At 61.6% G+C, this 14,820-nt stretch carries 16 protein-coding genes; 7 read left to right on the top strand and 9 right to left on the bottom strand.

All coding sequences use genetic code 11. From position 1 onward, the window contains the following. Window positions 1-7: 7 nt before the first annotated feature. A complete protein-coding gene (gene msrB, locus RGCCGE502_RS05905; RefSeq protein WP_016553252.1) occupies window positions 8-418 on the top strand; it encodes a peptide-methionine (R)-S-oxide reductase MsrB in 411 nt (136 codons plus the stop codon). A 34-nt stretch (window positions 419-452) separates the two neighbouring features. Here the strand turns inward: msrB and RGCCGE502_RS05900 are convergent, their stop codons facing one another. The 5 genes from RGCCGE502_RS05900 to RGCCGE502_RS05880 all read right to left on the bottom strand — a co-directional run bounded on the left by RGCCGE502_RS05900 (window position 453) and on the right by RGCCGE502_RS05880 (window position 3,220). Then, entirely contained in the window at window positions 453-947 is a 495-nt protein-coding gene (locus tag RGCCGE502_RS05900; protein ID WP_016553251.1) for an ATP-binding protein, read from the bottom strand. Continuing rightward, on the bottom strand, window positions 944-1,450 hold the full coding sequence (locus RGCCGE502_RS05895) for a GNAT family N-acetyltransferase (protein ID WP_016553250.1): 507 nt from the start codon (window positions 1,448-1,450) through the stop codon (window positions 944-946). Before RGCCGE502_RS05895 ends, RGCCGE502_RS05900 begins: the two co-directional genes overlap by 4 nt. A 142-nt stretch (window positions 1,451-1,592) precedes the next feature. After that, window positions 1,593-2,261 carry a PAQR family membrane homeostasis protein TrhA gene (trhA, locus tag RGCCGE502_RS05890; RefSeq protein ID WP_016553249.1) on the bottom strand — a complete coding sequence of 223 codons (669 nt, stop codon included), beginning with the start codon at window positions 2,259-2,261 and terminating at the stop codon, window positions 1,593-1,595. 188 nt (window positions 2,262-2,449) lie between these two features. Continuing rightward, window positions 2,450-2,767, bottom strand: a complete 318-nt coding sequence (locus tag RGCCGE502_RS05885) for a TraR/DksA family transcriptional regulator (RefSeq protein ID WP_016553248.1) — start codon at window positions 2,765-2,767, stop codon at window positions 2,450-2,452. Between the two features lie 36 nt (window positions 2,768-2,803). Beyond that, window positions 2,804-3,220, bottom strand: coding sequence for a universal stress protein (locus tag RGCCGE502_RS05880; RefSeq protein WP_016553247.1), 417 nt, complete (start codon window positions 3,218-3,220; stop codon window positions 2,804-2,806). Between the two features lie 292 nt (window positions 3,221-3,512). Here RGCCGE502_RS05880 and RGCCGE502_RS05875 point away from each other — a divergent pair, with 292 nt between their 5' ends. From RGCCGE502_RS05875 to RGCCGE502_RS05860, 3 genes are all read left to right on the top strand, one after another. Beyond that, window positions 3,513-4,373 (top strand): VOC family protein, encoded by an 861-nt coding sequence (locus RGCCGE502_RS05875; RefSeq protein ID WP_016553246.1) that lies wholly within the window; start codon window positions 3,513-3,515, stop codon window positions 4,371-4,373. 218 nt (window positions 4,374-4,591) lie between these two features. Continuing rightward, window positions 4,592-5,761: an AI-2E family transporter gene (locus RGCCGE502_RS05865; RefSeq protein WP_016553244.1), complete on the top strand. Its 1,170-nt coding sequence runs from the start codon at window positions 4,592-4,594 to the stop codon at window positions 5,759-5,761. Between the two features lie 19 nt (window positions 5,762-5,780). Next, window positions 5,781-7,073 carry an NAD(P)/FAD-dependent oxidoreductase gene (locus RGCCGE502_RS05860; protein ID WP_016553243.1) on the top strand — a complete coding sequence of 431 codons (1,293 nt, stop codon included), beginning with the start codon at window positions 5,781-5,783 and terminating at the stop codon, window positions 7,071-7,073. Window position 7,074: 1 nt separating this feature from the next. Here RGCCGE502_RS05860 and RGCCGE502_RS05855 read toward each other — a convergent pair whose 3' ends face one another. Continuing rightward, the gene (locus tag RGCCGE502_RS05855; protein ID WP_040674084.1) at window positions 7,075-7,884 is read right to left on the bottom strand and encodes a polysaccharide deacetylase family protein; all 810 of its coding nucleotides are present in this window, start codon (window positions 7,882-7,884) and stop codon (window positions 7,075-7,077) included. Between the two features lie 184 nt (window positions 7,885-8,068). Further along, window positions 8,069-8,458 carry a DUF930 domain-containing protein gene (locus RGCCGE502_RS05850; protein ID WP_016553241.1) on the bottom strand — a complete coding sequence of 130 codons (390 nt, stop codon included), beginning with the start codon at window positions 8,456-8,458 and terminating at the stop codon, window positions 8,069-8,071. 236 nt (window positions 8,459-8,694) lie between these two features. On the opposite strand from RGCCGE502_RS05850, the gene RGCCGE502_RS05845 reads away from it, so the two are divergent. Together RGCCGE502_RS05845 and RGCCGE502_RS05840 are read left to right on the top strand one after the other, a co-directional pair. After that, window positions 8,695-10,803 carry a S9 family peptidase gene (locus RGCCGE502_RS05845; RefSeq protein ID WP_016553240.1) on the top strand — a complete coding sequence of 703 codons (2,109 nt, stop codon included), beginning with the start codon at window positions 8,695-8,697 and terminating at the stop codon, window positions 10,801-10,803. A gap of 16 nt (window positions 10,804-10,819) precedes the next feature. Further along, the gene (locus tag RGCCGE502_RS05840) at window positions 10,820-11,344 is read left to right on the top strand and encodes a DUF1697 domain-containing protein (protein ID WP_016553239.1); all 525 of its coding nucleotides are present in this window, start codon (window positions 10,820-10,822) and stop codon (window positions 11,342-11,344) included. A gap of 7 nt (window positions 11,345-11,351) precedes the next feature. On the opposite strand, the gene RGCCGE502_RS05835 is transcribed toward RGCCGE502_RS05840, so the two are convergent. Then, window positions 11,352-11,975: a TetR/AcrR family transcriptional regulator gene (locus tag RGCCGE502_RS05835; RefSeq protein WP_016553238.1), complete on the bottom strand. Its 624-nt coding sequence runs from the start codon at window positions 11,973-11,975 to the stop codon at window positions 11,352-11,354. Window positions 11,976-12,174: 199 nt separating this feature from the next. Between RGCCGE502_RS05835 and RGCCGE502_RS05830 the strand changes: the two genes are divergently transcribed. Beyond that, the gene (locus RGCCGE502_RS05830) at window positions 12,175-13,131 is read left to right on the top strand and encodes a homocysteine S-methyltransferase family protein (protein WP_016553237.1); all 957 of its coding nucleotides are present in this window, start codon (window positions 12,175-12,177) and stop codon (window positions 13,129-13,131) included. A 3-nt stretch (window positions 13,132-13,134) separates the two neighbouring features. Here the strand turns inward: RGCCGE502_RS05830 and RGCCGE502_RS05825 are convergent, their stop codons facing one another. Further along, window positions 13,135-14,586 carry a DHA2 family efflux MFS transporter permease subunit gene (locus RGCCGE502_RS05825; protein ID WP_016553236.1) on the bottom strand — a complete coding sequence of 484 codons (1,452 nt, stop codon included), beginning with the start codon at window positions 14,584-14,586 and terminating at the stop codon, window positions 13,135-13,137. Between the last annotated feature and the right edge of the window lie 234 nt (window positions 14,587-14,820).

Genomic DNA, 14,820 nt, shown 5'->3' with positions numbered 1-14,820 from the left:
ACAAGCCATGGCCGATACGACAATCGCCAAAGTTCACAAGACCGACGCGGAATGGAAGGAACAGCTGACGCCCGAGCAATACCGGATCACCCGGCAGCATGGCACCGAGCGTGCCTTCACCGGCCCCTACTGGGATTCGTTCGAAACCGGCCTCTACCGCTGTGTCGGCTGCAATTCACCGCTGTTCCGCTCGGACACGAAGTTTGATGCTGGTTGCGGATGGCCGAGCTATTTCGAAGCGGTCTCACCCGACGCTGTAACCGAACATCGCGACACGACCTACGGAATGGTCCGCACGGAAATCCGCTGCGGCACCTGCGATGCCCATTTGGGCCACGTTTTTCCCGACGGCCCGCCGCCGACCGGCCTGCGCTACTGCATCAATGGCCATGCGATGGTGTTCGAGCCGGAAAAATAAGGCGCCGTCCGAGGGTCCGCCGCCACTGACCGTCCTAGAAGCGTTCGACGACCGCGCGGACGCTTTCATCCAGCGACAGGCGCGATGTATCCAATGTTGCGCATTTTTTCGCCAAGGCCTCGCGGCGGAGGAAGGTCGCCCAGATCATCATTTCGGCGTTGGCAAGCTCCGGCTGCCGGCGCTCGACCGACAGGCGATGCGTTCGTGTTTCGTCATCGCAATCGATAAGCAGCGGCAAATAGGCAATGCCCGTTGCCGTCGCCGCCTCTTCGAGAAAAGCAAGGCGCATCTGGCCCTCGAGCAGCTGATTGCGGCCGTCGTGCTGAGCCTCCGCGAGGCTCTCAAACCACTTGAAGGTCATGGCCCGCTGCCAGCCCGCCGGCGAGCCGTAGTCGGCCGTCATCCGGGAAAGTGGGGGGACGCCGATGTCATCAAAATGGTAGACGTCGATCTCACCCCGGTCGGCGATTGTCTTGGAGATCGCCGTCTTGCCCGATCCGGAAGCGCCAGTGAGAACGATGAGGCTCACTTCGTGACCCTAAGCTCCATGCAGGTCAGATCCAGCCAGCGGCCGAACTTCGTGCCCACCTCAGAAAAGGTTCCGGCAACGCGGAATCCCAGCTTTTCATGCAGCTTGATGGAGGCAGCATTCTCCGCCTCGATGCCGGCGATCATCACGTGGATGTTGGCCCCGGCCGCCCGCTCGATCAGCGCCCGCATCAGCAGTTCGCCGATGCCGGCACCGCGGCAATCCCTGTCAACGTAGACCGAGTGCTCGACCGTGTGGCGGTAGCCGTCGAAGGCCCTCCAATCGCCATAGGAGGCATAGCCTGCGACCTTGCCATCCTTTTCCGCTACGATGACCGGAAAGCCTCTTGCCTTGCGCGCCTTGAACCACTCGACGCGGTTGTCGAGGTCAACCAGCGTTTCGTTCCAGATCGCCGTAGTGTGCTCGACGGCGTGATTGTAGATATCGCGGATGATAGGGAGATCGGCTTCGGTGGCGTCGCGCACGAGAACGGCGTCGGTCATGTCGTGTCCAGTTTCAGTTCGGTTCCGTCAAGCGGCATACGCCCCGCAATCGGCGTTGTAAACCAGCGAAATCGTGCGGCCGAAGCCATCCCGCCCGAGGGGATTGAAGCGCCGCTGTCAGGGGAAACCAGTTGGTATTGGCTCAGAGCCCGGCGTTCGCCATGCTGAAGCAGGTAAGCACGGCCGAATAGTGCACGGCCGCCGCGGCCACCACGAAACCGTGCCAGATGGCGTTCTGGAAGCGCAGCTTTTCCCAGACGTGAAAGATAACGCCGAGAGAGTAGATAACACCACCAACGATGATCAACAGCATCGATACGAACGGGATACGCTCGGCCACCGGTCCGGCCACGAAGATGCCGCTCCACCCCATCCCGAGATAAAGCAGGATGGTAAGCTTGTCGAAACGACCGGGAAAGGCACATTTCAGGAGGATGCCAAGCGCCGCAATCACCCAGATGCCGATCAGCATCCCGAATAGAAGCGGACTATCGGCGCCGCGCTCCAGGAAAGGAGTGTAGGTGGCGGCAATCAGGATGAAAATCGACGAATGATCGAGGCGGCGAAGGTACCACTTCGTGCGTGAAACAGGCCAGGCATTGTAGGAGAACGAGATACCGATCGTCAGAACCAGTCCGACGCTGTAGATCCACGCGGCGGCGAGTTCGCCGTGGGAACTCCAGACCGTAGCGTAAAAGATCAGAACGGTTGCACCGATAAGCGCGAACGCCAAGCCGACACCGTGGACGACGCCGTCGGCAATCAGTTCGTACTTGTCGTAAGCCCAGCGGATGCCGTTGAACTCTGCCATGCCGGGAACCCCTCACCTCTCCACCAGATCGTCGCACCGAAACGGTCTCCGGGCAACACAACAGCGATGGCACGCCGTTAAATCTTCGTGAGCTTCCGACGCCTTCCGGTTTCAATGCGGAGATATACAGACGCGAAGCAAAAAGGTAGTCCCAAAGACGGCCATCCCTTGACGACGCGGCAGACAAATCAGCTCATGCAATCCTCGCAAAGAGGGGCGTACGGCACCGCGCCCAGACGCTGCTTGGAAATCGGCTCGCCGCAGCGAACGCAGATGCCATACGTGCCTTTCGCGATCCGATCGAGGGCGGCGCCGATGGCGCGCAGCTCTTCCTGGCCGGCCTGCCCAAGCCCTTCCAGCACTTCGTCGTTCTCGCTCTCGGTCGCGCGGTCGTCACTATCCTGCTCCTTGGTGCGTCCAAGATCGACGTCGATGCGGGTCAGCCGTGATTCAAGCTCGCGCTGGCGGTCGCGTAGGATTGTCTCGTAGGTCTGCGTGTCAGTCATGGAAATTCCTCCATCGGTCCTGTGCCGTATTTCTCCCTAGCGCTGCCTGTCGACCAGCACAGAGCATTTGGCATGCCTGACGACACGGTCGGCGGTGGCGCCGATGAAGTAGTTGCTGAAGTCGGGGATATGCGAAGCGACGATGATGAGATCAGCACCATGCGCTTCCGCGGCTGCGAGGATGCTGTGCGCCGGGCGGCCGTGGCCGATTTCGATGGATGCTGGAATGCCGCTGGTGCGGATCAACATGCCAAGCTTTTCCTCGGCATCATCGATCGCGTTCTGGATCATTTCGGCGGGCAAATCGATCGCGACATAAGTGGGAACGTCCTCGACGACGTTGAGCAAAACGATCTCGCCGCCCGTATCAAGGAGCGTGGAGGCTTTGCGGAAAGCCCGCTCGCCACTGTCCAACGCGCCTATTTCGATCGGAACGATGATTTTCTTATACATTCAGGCCCTCCAGCACAGTCGTTTCTAACGGGCACATCCTCTCAGGAGATAAATAAGGCGCTTTGATCAAGATCAAGATGGACGCGGATTTTCGTCAACAATCGTCGAACGCTGAATCGCCAAAATAAGGACTTCTGTGAACAATTGGAATCCGCCATATAGAACCCAAGTACAGCGACCAGGGGGACTTCTGAGGCAAATGGACCGGCGCAAATTCCTTGGTTTCGCTACGGGCGGCGCTCTCGTCGCCACCGCCGGTGCGCCTCTCCCATCCACGGCAGGAGATACAAGCATGACTACCGAAACGTCCTACGCTCTGACACGCCCTGCCTATGTCGACCAGTCGCAACTCGTCGTCACCGACCTGCCGCTGGTTTCCAACTTCTATCAGTCCATGCTCGGCCTTGATGTCATCGAGAAGAGCGCCAGCGGCGAGGTCCTTGGCGTCGATGGCACGCGGCTTCTGACGCTGACAACGGGCAAGGATGTCCGCGTCGCGCCGCGCAATGCCGCGGGCCTCTTCCATACGGCCTTCCTGATGCCCAGCCGCACCGAGCTTGCCCGCTGGCTACGCCACGCCGCACACCACAACGTCGTCTTGGAAGGCGCATCCGATCACCTCGTCAGCGAGGCAATCTACCTCTCCGACCCCGAGGGCAACGGCATCGAGATCTATGCCGACCGACCGCACGACGAGTGGAAGTTCCACCCGGACGGCCAAGTGGAAATGGCCACGCATCGACTTGATTTGCAGGCGCTTTACAACAGCGCGCCCGATGACGCCTGGAACGGCATGGCTGACGGCACTGCAATTGGTCACATCCACCTGCAGGTCGGCGACATTCCGGAGGCAGACGCCTTCTACCGGGATGTGCTCGGCCTGAAGCTGATGGCGCGTTATCCCGGTGCCAGCTTCTTTGCGACGGGCGACTATCACCACCACGTCGCCGCCAACATCTGGAACAGTCGCGGCGCCGGAACCCGCGCCGACGGCATGACCGGACTTTCCGACTACACGCTTCGCTTCAACGACAAGGCCTCGCTCGACAAGGCAGTAGCCAAGCTCGACGAACTCGAGATCAAGAGCGAGAAGCGCAATGGCGGTACCTTCCTGCACGACCCCTGGGGTATCGGTCTGACGCTGTCCGCCTGATCTACCGACTGCCCGCGACAACATCACCCAGCTGACAGGGCCGCGACGCCGCTGAGAAGCAGTCCGGAAGCGGCCCTGCCTACCCGCCGAACTTTGCCCAAGATGCCGTGAAGATACGGCAAGATCGGGGCAGCCCGAGCGATGGCGTAACGGAACTCCAATCGGCTGTCGCGCGTTGTCTGCGCGAAGCATTTGGGCTTCCGGGGCATCGTATTTCCATGGGAATTGCCAACGGCATCCGCAAGAAGGCAAGCAAGATCGCAATGGGCGAACGCCATGTCAGCGCTTGGGCCGAAAAACTGACGCAGGCGACAGAAGATCTGCCACCGCAAGCGCCGGTCCGCCGCCTCGAAAAGGACGGCCTTGATATCAGCATGGCCTGGGCCGTGATCGGCATCTTCGGCGTGCTCGCTTTTGCGGCCATTTACATGATGTCGCTGATCCTCATTCCGGTAACGCTTGCCATCGTCGTCGGCATGATCCTCGGCCTGCTCGCGGAAAAGCTCAGCAAGCTGGGCGTGCCGCGCATTACCAATGCTGTCATCCTGTCGACTGCCGTTGCGCTGGTCATCGCCCTCGTTGCCAATTCACTTTCCGGGCCGGTAGCGACGCTCGTCAACGAAGGGCCGGCCTTCGTCGAAAAGACCTTCAGTCGCCTGATGCCGTATCTCGAACGGATCAAGTGGCTGCACATCACGCCCGAAACCTTCCAGAGCGGGCCGATGTCGACCGACAAACTCCTGGAGAATACCGGCAACGTGCTGCACTTGGTCAGCGCCAATCTGACCCCCGCCCTTGTACAAGCACTGATCTTTTTTGCCGCGCTGCTGCTTTTCTTGGCCGGGCGGGTCAACCTGCGCAAATCGATCATCATGGTATTCCGCTCGCGGCCGCAGCGACTGGCGGCCATCCGCGTGATCAACGGCGTGGAACAGGTGCTCGGCTTCTACTTTGCGACGGCATCGTTGATCTACGCCTGCCTTGGTATCACGATGATGATCATCGCGTATGTGGGCGGCCTGTCGGCTCCCGTGCTTTGGGGTTTCTTCGCCTTCCTGTCGAGTTTTGTCCCCTATCTCGGCATTACGATGATGACGCTGGCCGTCGCGATCGCCGGCATCATCACACACGACAGCCTTGTATTTGGCCTGATGCCGGCTGCGGCCTTCTTCATCGTGCACCTCGTCATGGAAAACCTGATCTTCCCGGCCGTGATGGGAAAACGCTTGGAAATCAACCCCTTCGTCGTGTTCCTCGCAATTCTGTTCTGGACTTGGATGTGGGGCGCGGTTGGTGCTATGCTGGCGCTACCACTATCGCTGATTGTCATGACCATCATCGATGAACTTTTCATCGAAGAGAGACTGCAACCGCAATTGCCGAAATAATTGAGGTAAGACGCGTCAGATGGCAGAAATCGATCTTGCAGAATCCCGCCAAAGCCGGCTGAAAAGCGGTATCCCCCCTTGGAGCCACGCCGGCCCGAAACCCACCTACCAACCACTTCAAGACAATCTCAAAGTCGACGCCATGGTGATCGGCGGCGGGATTACCGGTGCGTTGATGGGCCAGCTCCTTTCGGAACGCGGCCTTTCCGTGGTCATCATTGACCGCGAGACGCCCGGCCTCGGCAGTACGGTTGCGAGCACAGCCATGCTGCAATGGGAAACCGACCGGACGCTGGGCGAACTCGAGCACGTCTATGGCTTCGAGCGCGCCGTCGGTATCTACAGGCGCAGTGCCGCCTCGGTCGCCGGTCTCTCCAAGCTGATCGTCGCCAACCGGATCGCCTGCAATTTGCTGCCGCGGCAATCGCTGTTTCTGACCAGCAACCAAGAAGGCGCTGGTGATCTCCTCCGGGAAGTCGAGCTTCGTCGCCGGGCGGGCCTGCCAAGCCGATATCTGGAGCACTGCGATCTCTTCACCGAGTTCGAACTCGATCGCGATGCGGGCATCCTGTCGCGCGGCTCCGCGGAGGCCGATCCGCTGCTCCTGACCTGGGGGTTGCTGGACATTGCCGTGAAGCAGGGCGCACGTCTCATCGGAGCCTCGGTGACTAAGCTCCATTGCGAAGGCGGGCATGTGACGGCCGAGACCGACGGCCCGTTCGTCATCGAAGCGGAAACTGCAGTGCTTGCCACCGGCTACGCCATGCCGGGCATCGACATGCCGAAACTGCACCGGACGACGTCGAGCTGGGCTCTGGCGACGATCCCGCAAGATCCGGCAGCACTCTGGCGCGACCAGGTGCTGATCTGGGAAGACAGCCACCCCTATCTCTACATGCGGACGACGCCTGACGGGCGGATCATCGCCGGCGGCGAGGATGACGACACCGTCGATCCAGCCACCCGCGACGCCAAGCTTGCCGCAAAGGTCGCGACGATCCGGGAAAAGATGAAACGGCTCTGGTCGAGGGCCGATACGAGCGTTGCGACTGCGTGGTGCGGCACCTTCGGCGAGACGTCGGACGGGCTGCCGCTGATCGGTCCGGTTCCCGCGATGCCGCAGGTCTATGCCGCCTATGGCTACGGTGGCAACGGTATCACCTTCTCCTATCTTGCGGCCCAGGTCATCGGCGCAATGATCGGCGGCGGATACCGCGACTGGTTCGATGATTTCGCCCTCGATCGCGACGCACCGGCGTACGTTGAGCGTCCGAGCATCAGCGAGGAGCGCCGGCAGGTCGCCCTTAGCTAGCTTACTGTGTCGTCTGGTCGTCGCCCATGTCCTCGACGTCCTGCAGCCGGACGAATTCGACGCCCTTGGCCTTCAGGTCGAGGATTGCTTTGGCCACACCCTCGCCAGCCGCATGGGTCGGCTGGTTGATGTGGGAGATCACCACGTCGCCGTCTTTGGCCGACGCAATCCGCTTTTCCGTGACGTCAGCGCCGAGCAGCGAGCCGCCGTCGCCGTTCACGGAATAGCCGGCAATGCGGTATCCCATGTCGCGAATTTGGACGATCGCGGAGCGATCGTATTTGGCGGTCGAGCCGCGGAACCAATGCGGTGGGGCAATGCCGGCCGCGACCATTGCGTCAGCACCGCCCTGCACTTCCTGGCGCACCGCTTCCGGGGAACCGGCCGACGCAATGCCGTAAATCGATACCGGCTTGTCGACCGCAGGAACATGGTTCTGGCCGTGGTTCTCGAGTTCGAAGAGATCGGGATTCTGCAGGAAGACCTGCAGCGCCTGCGGATTGTGCTTCAACCAGCGGGCGGTAACGAAGATCGTTGCCGGAATCCGCTCGCGCACCAGCACCGAGAGAATGCGGTCGTCAGCCTTGCCCATGCAGGCATCGAAGGTGAGCGCCACCCGCGCATGACCCTTGATGCCAGAACTGGCAATACGCAGATGCGGCTCCAACAGCCTCGGTCCGGGCGCCGTCCCTGGTGCCTGCACGACCTTCGAGGGCGTAGTTGCCGGAGCATTCTCAAGCGGAAGCGCGGCAGCTGCGGCGACAGAGGCGGAAGCGATCAGCAACGCCGGAACGAGAAAAAGACGATTCATACCAAAGAGAAGCCGTTCGTGGTTCAAGCGCTGCTTAATGCACATGGCGTTCGGACGCCATGTGGTTTGATGCCGCTTGCGGTCGCTTCTGCGATTCGCCGCCAGCTTCACCGACAGAGCTGATGCCCGAGGACTAAGGCCTCACAAAGGCAACGCCTGCAAACCCTGCCGGCCTGGCCTCGCATCAATCATAGAGATAGTATTTTTCCCACTTTTCACGCGGGACCTTGTCGCCGATCTTGTAGGAAAGCTCGCGGACATTCATGTGCTGCGGACCGGTGATGCAGGTATAGGAAAGGTGATACCAGTCGCCCTTGCTGCGGAACACCGCACCTGGCGCCTCCAGCTTGTCATCGCCGGGAACCGGATCCTTGAACGTGTAGGCTATGACTTTATCGGGTCTGTAGCCTGTTTCGTCCTTGTTGATTCGGCTCATTGCCTCAGTGTCGCAGCTCTGTTCGAGACGGGTCGCGGGATCGAGCTTTTCGAGCTGCTTCTTGATTGCGGGATCAACTGCGAAGGCCGGAACAGCAAGGCTAAATGCGGACAGAAGCAACACGAGACGTTTTGGCATTACGGTGGGATTCCTTTGCATTCTCATTCCGGAATCACCTGTGAAGAACCGAGGTTTTGACGGTCGAACAAGGTGCAAATTCCGGGCGACGTAGCGGACTTTCTTAAACAATATGGTGACATCAAGGCAACGTGAGCATTCCTTCGGTTTTGCCACAGGGCTGTCTTCGACGCTTGATCAGAGGCATCCGCGCCTCTATCTCTTGCCCACCTGACATCACCTATCCGGAGCTTTCCTTGACCGTCTTCAAGAACCTGCCGAACCCGCCCGCTGCCGCCAAGAAGCCGATCTCGGATACGCGCCACGGCATCACGCGCACCGACGACTACGCGTGGCTGCGCGCCGACAACTGGCAGGCGATGTTCAAGGATCCGGCGATCCTCGACCCTGCTATCCGCCAGCATCTCGAGGCGGAGAACGTCTACTTGAACGCGGCGATGGAAGACACCAAGGCGCTGCAGAAGACGCTGTTTGCCGAGATGCGCGGCCGCATCAAGGAAGACGACAGCTCCGTGCCGATGAAGGACGGCGACTACGCCTACGGCACCTTCTTCGTCACCGGCGGCGAACAGCCCCGCTACTTCCGCATTCCACGCAACTCCGACGTCAAGGACGAGACGATCCGCACCGTGCTGCTCGACGGCGACAAGGAGGCCGCCGGCAAGGCATACTTCCGGCTCGCTGGCCTCGACCATACGAGCGACCACAGCCGTGGCATCTGGGGCTATGACGACAAGGGCTCCGAGTTCTATACGCTGCGCGTCCGCGACCTTGCGACCGGCGAGGACATGGCCGACGTGATCGAGAACACCGGAGGCGGCGGCGTCTGGGCGCCCGACGGCAAGAGCTTCTTCTACTCGGCACTCGACGAGAACCACCGCCCCTCGAAGGTGTTCCACCACATCCTTGGCACGCCCCAGGCGCAGGACCGACTTGTCTACGAGGAGAAGGATGCCGGCTTCTTCATGGGCGTCGGCGGTTCGCTGCTCGACGACTTCATCTACATCGACATTCACGATCACGAGACCTCGGAATACCGCCTGCTGTCCACCAAGGACCTGACGGCCGAACCGAAGCTGGTGGCCGAGCGCGAGGAAGGCATCGAATATTCGATGACGGAAGGCGGCGACGTCTTCTACATCCTGACGAACGACGGCGACGCCAAGGATTTCAAGATCATGGAAGCGCCGGTTGAAAACCCGGGCAAGGCGAACTGGCGCGAGGTCGTGCCGCACAAGCCGGGCACGCTGATCATCAGCCACATGGCCTATGCCCGCCACCTGCTGTGGCTGGAGCGCAAGGATGGCCTGCCGCAGATCATGATCCGCGACCGCAAGACCGGCAAGGAACACGCGATCGCCTTTGCCGAGGAAGCCTATTCGCTCGGCCTGCAGGGTGCCGCGGAATACGATAGCGACATCATTCGCTTCTCCTATTCCTCGATGACGACGCCGTCGCAGCTCTACGACTACAACATGGTGACGCGCGAGCGCACGCTGTTGAAGACCCAGGAAGTGCCCTCTGGCCACAATCCTGATGACTACGTCACCCGCCGCGTCTTCGCCCCGGCCTGGGATGGCGTTGAAGTGCCCGTTACCCTGCTCTATCGCAAGGACACGCCGCTCGACGGTTCGGCGCCCTGCCTGCTCTATGGCTATGGCGCCTACGGCATCACCATTCCAGCCGGCTTCAACACCAACTGCCTGTCGCTCGCCGATCGCGGCTTCGTCTATGCCATCGCTCACATCCGCGGCGGCAAGGACAAGGGCTTTGCCTGGTACGAAGACGGCAAGATGGAAAAGAAGACCAACACCTTCAAGGACTTCATATCAGCCGCTGACTATCTGAATCAGCAGAAGTTCACCTCCTACGCCAACATCATCGCCGAGGGCGGCTCGGCCGGCGGCATGCTGATGGGCGCCGCTGCCAACATGGCGCCGGAGAAGTTCGCCGGTCTGATCGCCGCCGTTCCCTTCGTCGACGTGCTGAACACCATGCTCGACGACACGCTGCCGCTGACCCCGCCGGAATGGCCGGAGTGGGGCAATCCGATCGAGAGCAAGGAAGAGTACGAGCAGATCGCCGCTTATTCGCCCTACGACAATGTCGAGGCGAAGGCCTATCCGCCGATCCTGGCGCTCGGCGGACTCACCGATCCGCGCGTCACTTATTGGGAGCCGGCAAAGTGGGTGGCGCGCCTGCGCGAAAAGACCACCGGCTCGGCACCGATCCTGTTGAAGACCAACATGGATGCCGGCCATGGCGGCGCTTCGGGACGCTTCCAGCGCCTCGAGGAGATCGCCTTCGAATATGCCTTCGCGATCAAGGTCGCGGGGAAGATGTAACGGCTGGGAGGAGCCCGTGACGGTCTATGTGGCGCTCCTGAGGGCGATCAATGTCGGCGGCACGGGCAAGCTGCCCATGACGGAGCTGAAGGCGGTCTGTGAAGAGCTCGGCTTCAGCGATGTGAAGACCTACATCCAGAGCGGCAACGTGCTGTTTCGCTCCGATGCGGCAGAAGCCGAGGTCGAGCAGCGGCTGGACGATGCGCTCGGAAAGCTGCTCGGCAGGAAGCCCGGCGTGATGCTGCGAAGCCGCAAGGAACTGGAGGCGGTCGTCGCCAATGCGCCCTTCCCCGACGCCAAGCCGAACTATCTGCTGGTGACCTTCCTGCCCAAGGCCGCGCCCAACGACGCTCTCGTAGGGATGGTCGCGCCTGATGGCGAGGAGGCCTTCCTCGCCGGGCGCGAAATCTACGTCCATTTCCCTATCGGCTCCGGCAAATCGAAGCTCAAGCTGCCGGCCCTGAAGCCGGGAACAGCGCGCAATTTCAACACCGTGCGCAAGCTCGCCGAAATGGCGGCTGCGATGGAGGGTGGCAGCTAGCGGCTGATCACTGGCGGACGATCGGTGGTTGGAACAGGAGCTTCACGAAGCTGCGCAGCACAAGAACCTGGTCGGCGAGCCCCTGCGGCTCCTTCAGCGCCTTCGATAGCACGATGCCGCCCTCCAGCACCGTCGAGACCATGTCGGCCAGCTGGTCGATCTCGATCGGTTCGCGCGGCGTGTAGACCACCATAATCTCCTCGAACATGCCGCGGAAGCGCCGGCGCCAGGCGAGCACCGCCTGCTTGTTGGTTTCCTGGATGTCGCGGTCGAACAGGCGCTCATAGTAGCAGACGGTGGCGACGAGGCAGCCCGGATGGCCGTTCGGCAGGTCCGACAGCAGTTCGGCAAGCAGCTTCAGACCGAGCAAGAAAGATTGCAGCGGATCGTCGGCCAATTCGCGGGCGCGGGTGAAGATCTCGTCGTATATCCGTTCGTCGTTTTCGATGTAGCGTTCGAGCAGCGCCTTGGCGAGCGCATTCTTGTCCCGGAAATGGTAGAAGAAGCCGCTCTTGGTGATGCCGGTTTCGGCGATCAGTTCGTCGATCGAGGTGCCGCCGAAGCCCTTCTGCAGGACGGCGGCTTCGGCCACATCCAGGATGCGGGCTCTGGTCTCCTCGCCCTTGCGCATCAAATCCCCTGTACCGCCGGTACGGTTTTCGCCCGCCCGCTCTGGTGGATATGGAGGCCCTTTTGTCAGCCGCTCACCGGAAGCGGTTGAAATCAAAGGCAAACATCATGCTATGCCGAACTATACCGCAAGTCGCCTAGTTTCGCAGCCCGGAAGCGGAGAACCTATTGTCCGGGATTGCCCGAACAGAGGGATTGTCATGGTCAAATACCGACACAGCCTGCCGCAGCTCAAGGGCGGCGCGTTCGTCACCGACGGTGGCATGGAGACGACCTTCATCTTTCACGACGGATTGCAGCTGCCGCACTTCGCATCCTTCGTGATGATGGCGTCCGAAGAGGGCCGCGACCGGCTGCGCGCCTACTATCGCCGCTACCTCGACATCGCCCGCAAGCATGGCGCCGGCTTCATTCTCGACAGCCCGACATGGCGGGCGAGCCCGGATTGGGCGGAAAAGCTCGGCTACACGCCGGAGGCGCTGCACGACGCCAATGTTCAAAGCATGGCGCTGCTTGCGGGCTTGCGCGAGCGGCACGAAGAATCGGGGCGGCCGATCGTGCTCAGCGGAGCGATGGGGCCGCGCGGCGATGGATACAAGGCAGGCCACATGAACGCGGCCGAAGCCGAGGACTATCACAGCATCCAGATCGGCAGCTTTGCCGAAAGCGATGCCGATATGATCTCCGCCGTCACGCTGAACAACATCGACGAGGCCATCGGCGTCGCGCGGGCCGCCGTTGCCCGGGATATGCCCTGCGCGATCTCCTTCACCGTCGAGACCGACGGCAAGCTGGTGACCGGCTGCAGCATGCAGGAGGCGATCGAGACGACGGATGCGGCGACAGGCGGCTCAGTGGCTTATTACATGATCAATTGCGCGCATCCGACGCACTTTGCCGAGGCGCTGGATCACCGCGCCGGATGGACGAAGCGCATCCATGGGCTGCGGGCCAATGCTTCGCGCATGAGCCATGCTGAGCTCGACGAGAGCGAGACGCTGGATGCCGGCGATCCCGCCGATCTCGGACAGCGGTACAGGGAGTTGATGCAGAGAATGCCGCAAGTCAGGATTGTCGGCGGCTGCTGCGGCACCGATCACCGGCATGTCGCGGCCATCTGCGAGGCTTGCCTGCCCGACCTTCCGCGCGCCGCCTGACGCTCAGTGCTCGGAAGCGTGCGCGGCCTTGCCGGCATCGTGGCCACTGATGTCGGCGCCGGCGCTTCTGGAGAATCGCAGGTTCCAGAACGTCGCGGTGATCGAGATCGCGGTGACGAAGAGGAAGGCGGCGGAGAAATCGCGCAGCTGTGGCGTCTGACTGCCATTGGCCACCATCGAGGTGTGCAGCGCCAGCGCGCCAACGCAGATCCCGAGCGACAGCATCAGCTGCTGGAATGTCGTGTAGAAGCTGGTGGCCGAGCTCATGCGGTCGCGGTCGATCTCGTCGTAGGCCACCGTGTTGTAGGCTGTGAACTGGAACGACATGAAGAAGCCGCACATGACGAGGATCGCGAAGATCAGGCCGAGCGGCCAGTCGGGCCGGAAGGCGGCGCAGAGCGCATAGCCGAAGGTGGCGACGATGCCGTTCGCGACCAGGCTGCTGCGGAAACCGAAGCGGCGCAGCACCCGGGGCGCTACGGCCTTCATCGCCATCGAGCCGAGGGCTGCGGCGGTGACGAGCTGACCGGCCTTGGCCGCAGACAATCCGAAACCGAGCTGGAAATAGAGCGGCAGCAGGAAGGGTTGCGCGCCCTGCGTGATGCGGGTCAGCGATCCGGCGATGACCGAGGTGCCGAAGCTCGGCACCTTCATCAGCGAGAAATCCATGATCGGCGCCGGATGGCGGCGGGCATGCTTGAGATAGGCAACGCCGAAGAGCAGGCCGACTGCGATCAGGAACAGCGAGAAAGCACCCTCGCCCGGGCGGCTCGAGCTTTCGAAACCGAACAGCAGGGAGCCGAGCGCAATACCGGAGAGGATGAAACCAATCGTATCAAACCGGCGCTTCGCCTCGCCTTTGAAGTCTTCGATGAAGATCGAGACCAGCGTGAAGCCGATGATGCCGATCGGTACGTTGATGTAGAAGATCCAGCGCCAGTCGAGATAGGTGACGATCAGGCCGCCGACCGGAGGGCCAAGGATCGGGCCGATCAGCGCCGGCACCAGCAGCCACGACATGGCGTTGACCATGTCCTTGCGGGAGACGCTGCGCAGCAGCACGAGGCGGCCGACCGGCAGCATCATCGCGCCGCCTAACCCCTGCAGCAGTCGCGCCAGCACGAGACAGAGCAAGGTCGGCGACAGCGCGCAGAAGATGGAGCCCGTCACGAAGACGGCGATCGCCGAGCGGAAGACGGTGCGCGAGCCGAAGCGATCGGCAATCAGGCCGCTTGCCGGAATGAAGATCGCCAGACTGAGGAGATACGAAGTCAGCGTGATACTCATCGACGGGGCGCTGACGCCGAAATCCCGCGCCATGGTCGGCAGCGCCGTTGCCAGGACGGTTGCGTCTAGCTGCTCCATGAACATGGCGCTCGCCACGATCATCGCTATCACGCGGAAATTAGGCTTGGCGCGCCCGACGGCAGCCGCCTGGTAGATCTGATCCGACATCGTCAGGGATCACTCGCAGTGGCGTGGCCGGCGCGGAAGCGATGGCCGCAGTATGGTATGGCTTGATGCCAAAAGAGGATTAGAGGTCTTTGTATACGCCCGCAAATGTGGCGTCGTTATGCTGATATGGCAGGGCAGCCGTGCCGTCAGGGAATGGCTGCGGTGCTGGAACGCTGCACGACCAGCCGAAAGGCTCGGGCACGCATGACGCAAGCGTCCCCAGCTTGCGTCATG

Origin of the sequence: Rhizobium grahamii CCGE 502 (assembly GCF_000298315.2) — a bacterium.
GTDB lineage: Bacteria > Pseudomonadota > Alphaproteobacteria > Rhizobiales > Rhizobiaceae > Rhizobium > Rhizobium grahamii.
This window is presented reverse-complemented; position numbering and strand designations above follow the sequence as displayed.

What these genes read in the sequence shown, in the direction of transcription:
- msrB (WP_016553252.1), top strand. Translation starts at nt 8, where the DNA reads ATGGCCGATACGACAATCGCCAAAGTTCACAAGACCGACGCGGAATGG.
- RGCCGE502_RS05895 (WP_016553250.1), bottom strand. Translation starts at nt 1,450, where the DNA reads ATGACCGACGCCGTTCTCGTGCGCGACGCCACCGAAGCCGATCTCCCT.
- trhA (WP_016553249.1), bottom strand. Translation starts at nt 2,261, where the DNA reads ATGGCAGAGTTCAACGGCATCCGCTGGGCTTACGACAAGTACGAACTG.
- RGCCGE502_RS05885 (WP_016553248.1), bottom strand. Translation starts at nt 2,767, where the DNA reads ATGACTGACACGCAGACCTACGAGACAATCCTACGCGACCGCCAGCGC.
- RGCCGE502_RS05880 (WP_016553247.1), bottom strand. Translation starts at nt 3,220, where the DNA reads ATGTATAAGAAAATCATCGTTCCGATCGAAATAGGCGCGTTGGACAGT.
- RGCCGE502_RS05875 (WP_016553246.1), top strand. Translation starts at nt 3,513, where the DNA reads ATGACTACCGAAACGTCCTACGCTCTGACACGCCCTGCCTATGTCGAC.
- RGCCGE502_RS05865 (WP_016553244.1), top strand. Translation starts at nt 4,592, where the DNA reads ATGGGAATTGCCAACGGCATCCGCAAGAAGGCAAGCAAGATCGCAATG.
- RGCCGE502_RS05860 (WP_016553243.1), top strand. Translation starts at nt 5,781, where the DNA reads ATGGCAGAAATCGATCTTGCAGAATCCCGCCAAAGCCGGCTGAAAAGC.
- RGCCGE502_RS05855 (WP_040674084.1), bottom strand. Translation starts at nt 7,884, where the DNA reads ATGAATCGTCTTTTTCTCGTTCCGGCGTTGCTGATCGCTTCCGCCTCT.
- RGCCGE502_RS05850 (WP_016553241.1), bottom strand. Translation starts at nt 8,458, where the DNA reads ATGCCAAAACGTCTCGTGTTGCTTCTGTCCGCATTTAGCCTTGCTGTT.
- RGCCGE502_RS05835 (WP_016553238.1), bottom strand. Translation starts at nt 11,975, where the DNA reads ATGCGCAAGGGCGAGGAGACCAGAGCCCGCATCCTGGATGTGGCCGAA.
- RGCCGE502_RS05830 (WP_016553237.1), top strand. Translation starts at nt 12,175, where the DNA reads ATGGTCAAATACCGACACAGCCTGCCGCAGCTCAAGGGCGGCGCGTTC.
- RGCCGE502_RS05825 (WP_016553236.1), bottom strand. Translation starts at nt 14,586, where the DNA reads ATGTCGGATCAGATCTACCAGGCGGCTGCCGTCGGGCGCGCCAAGCCT.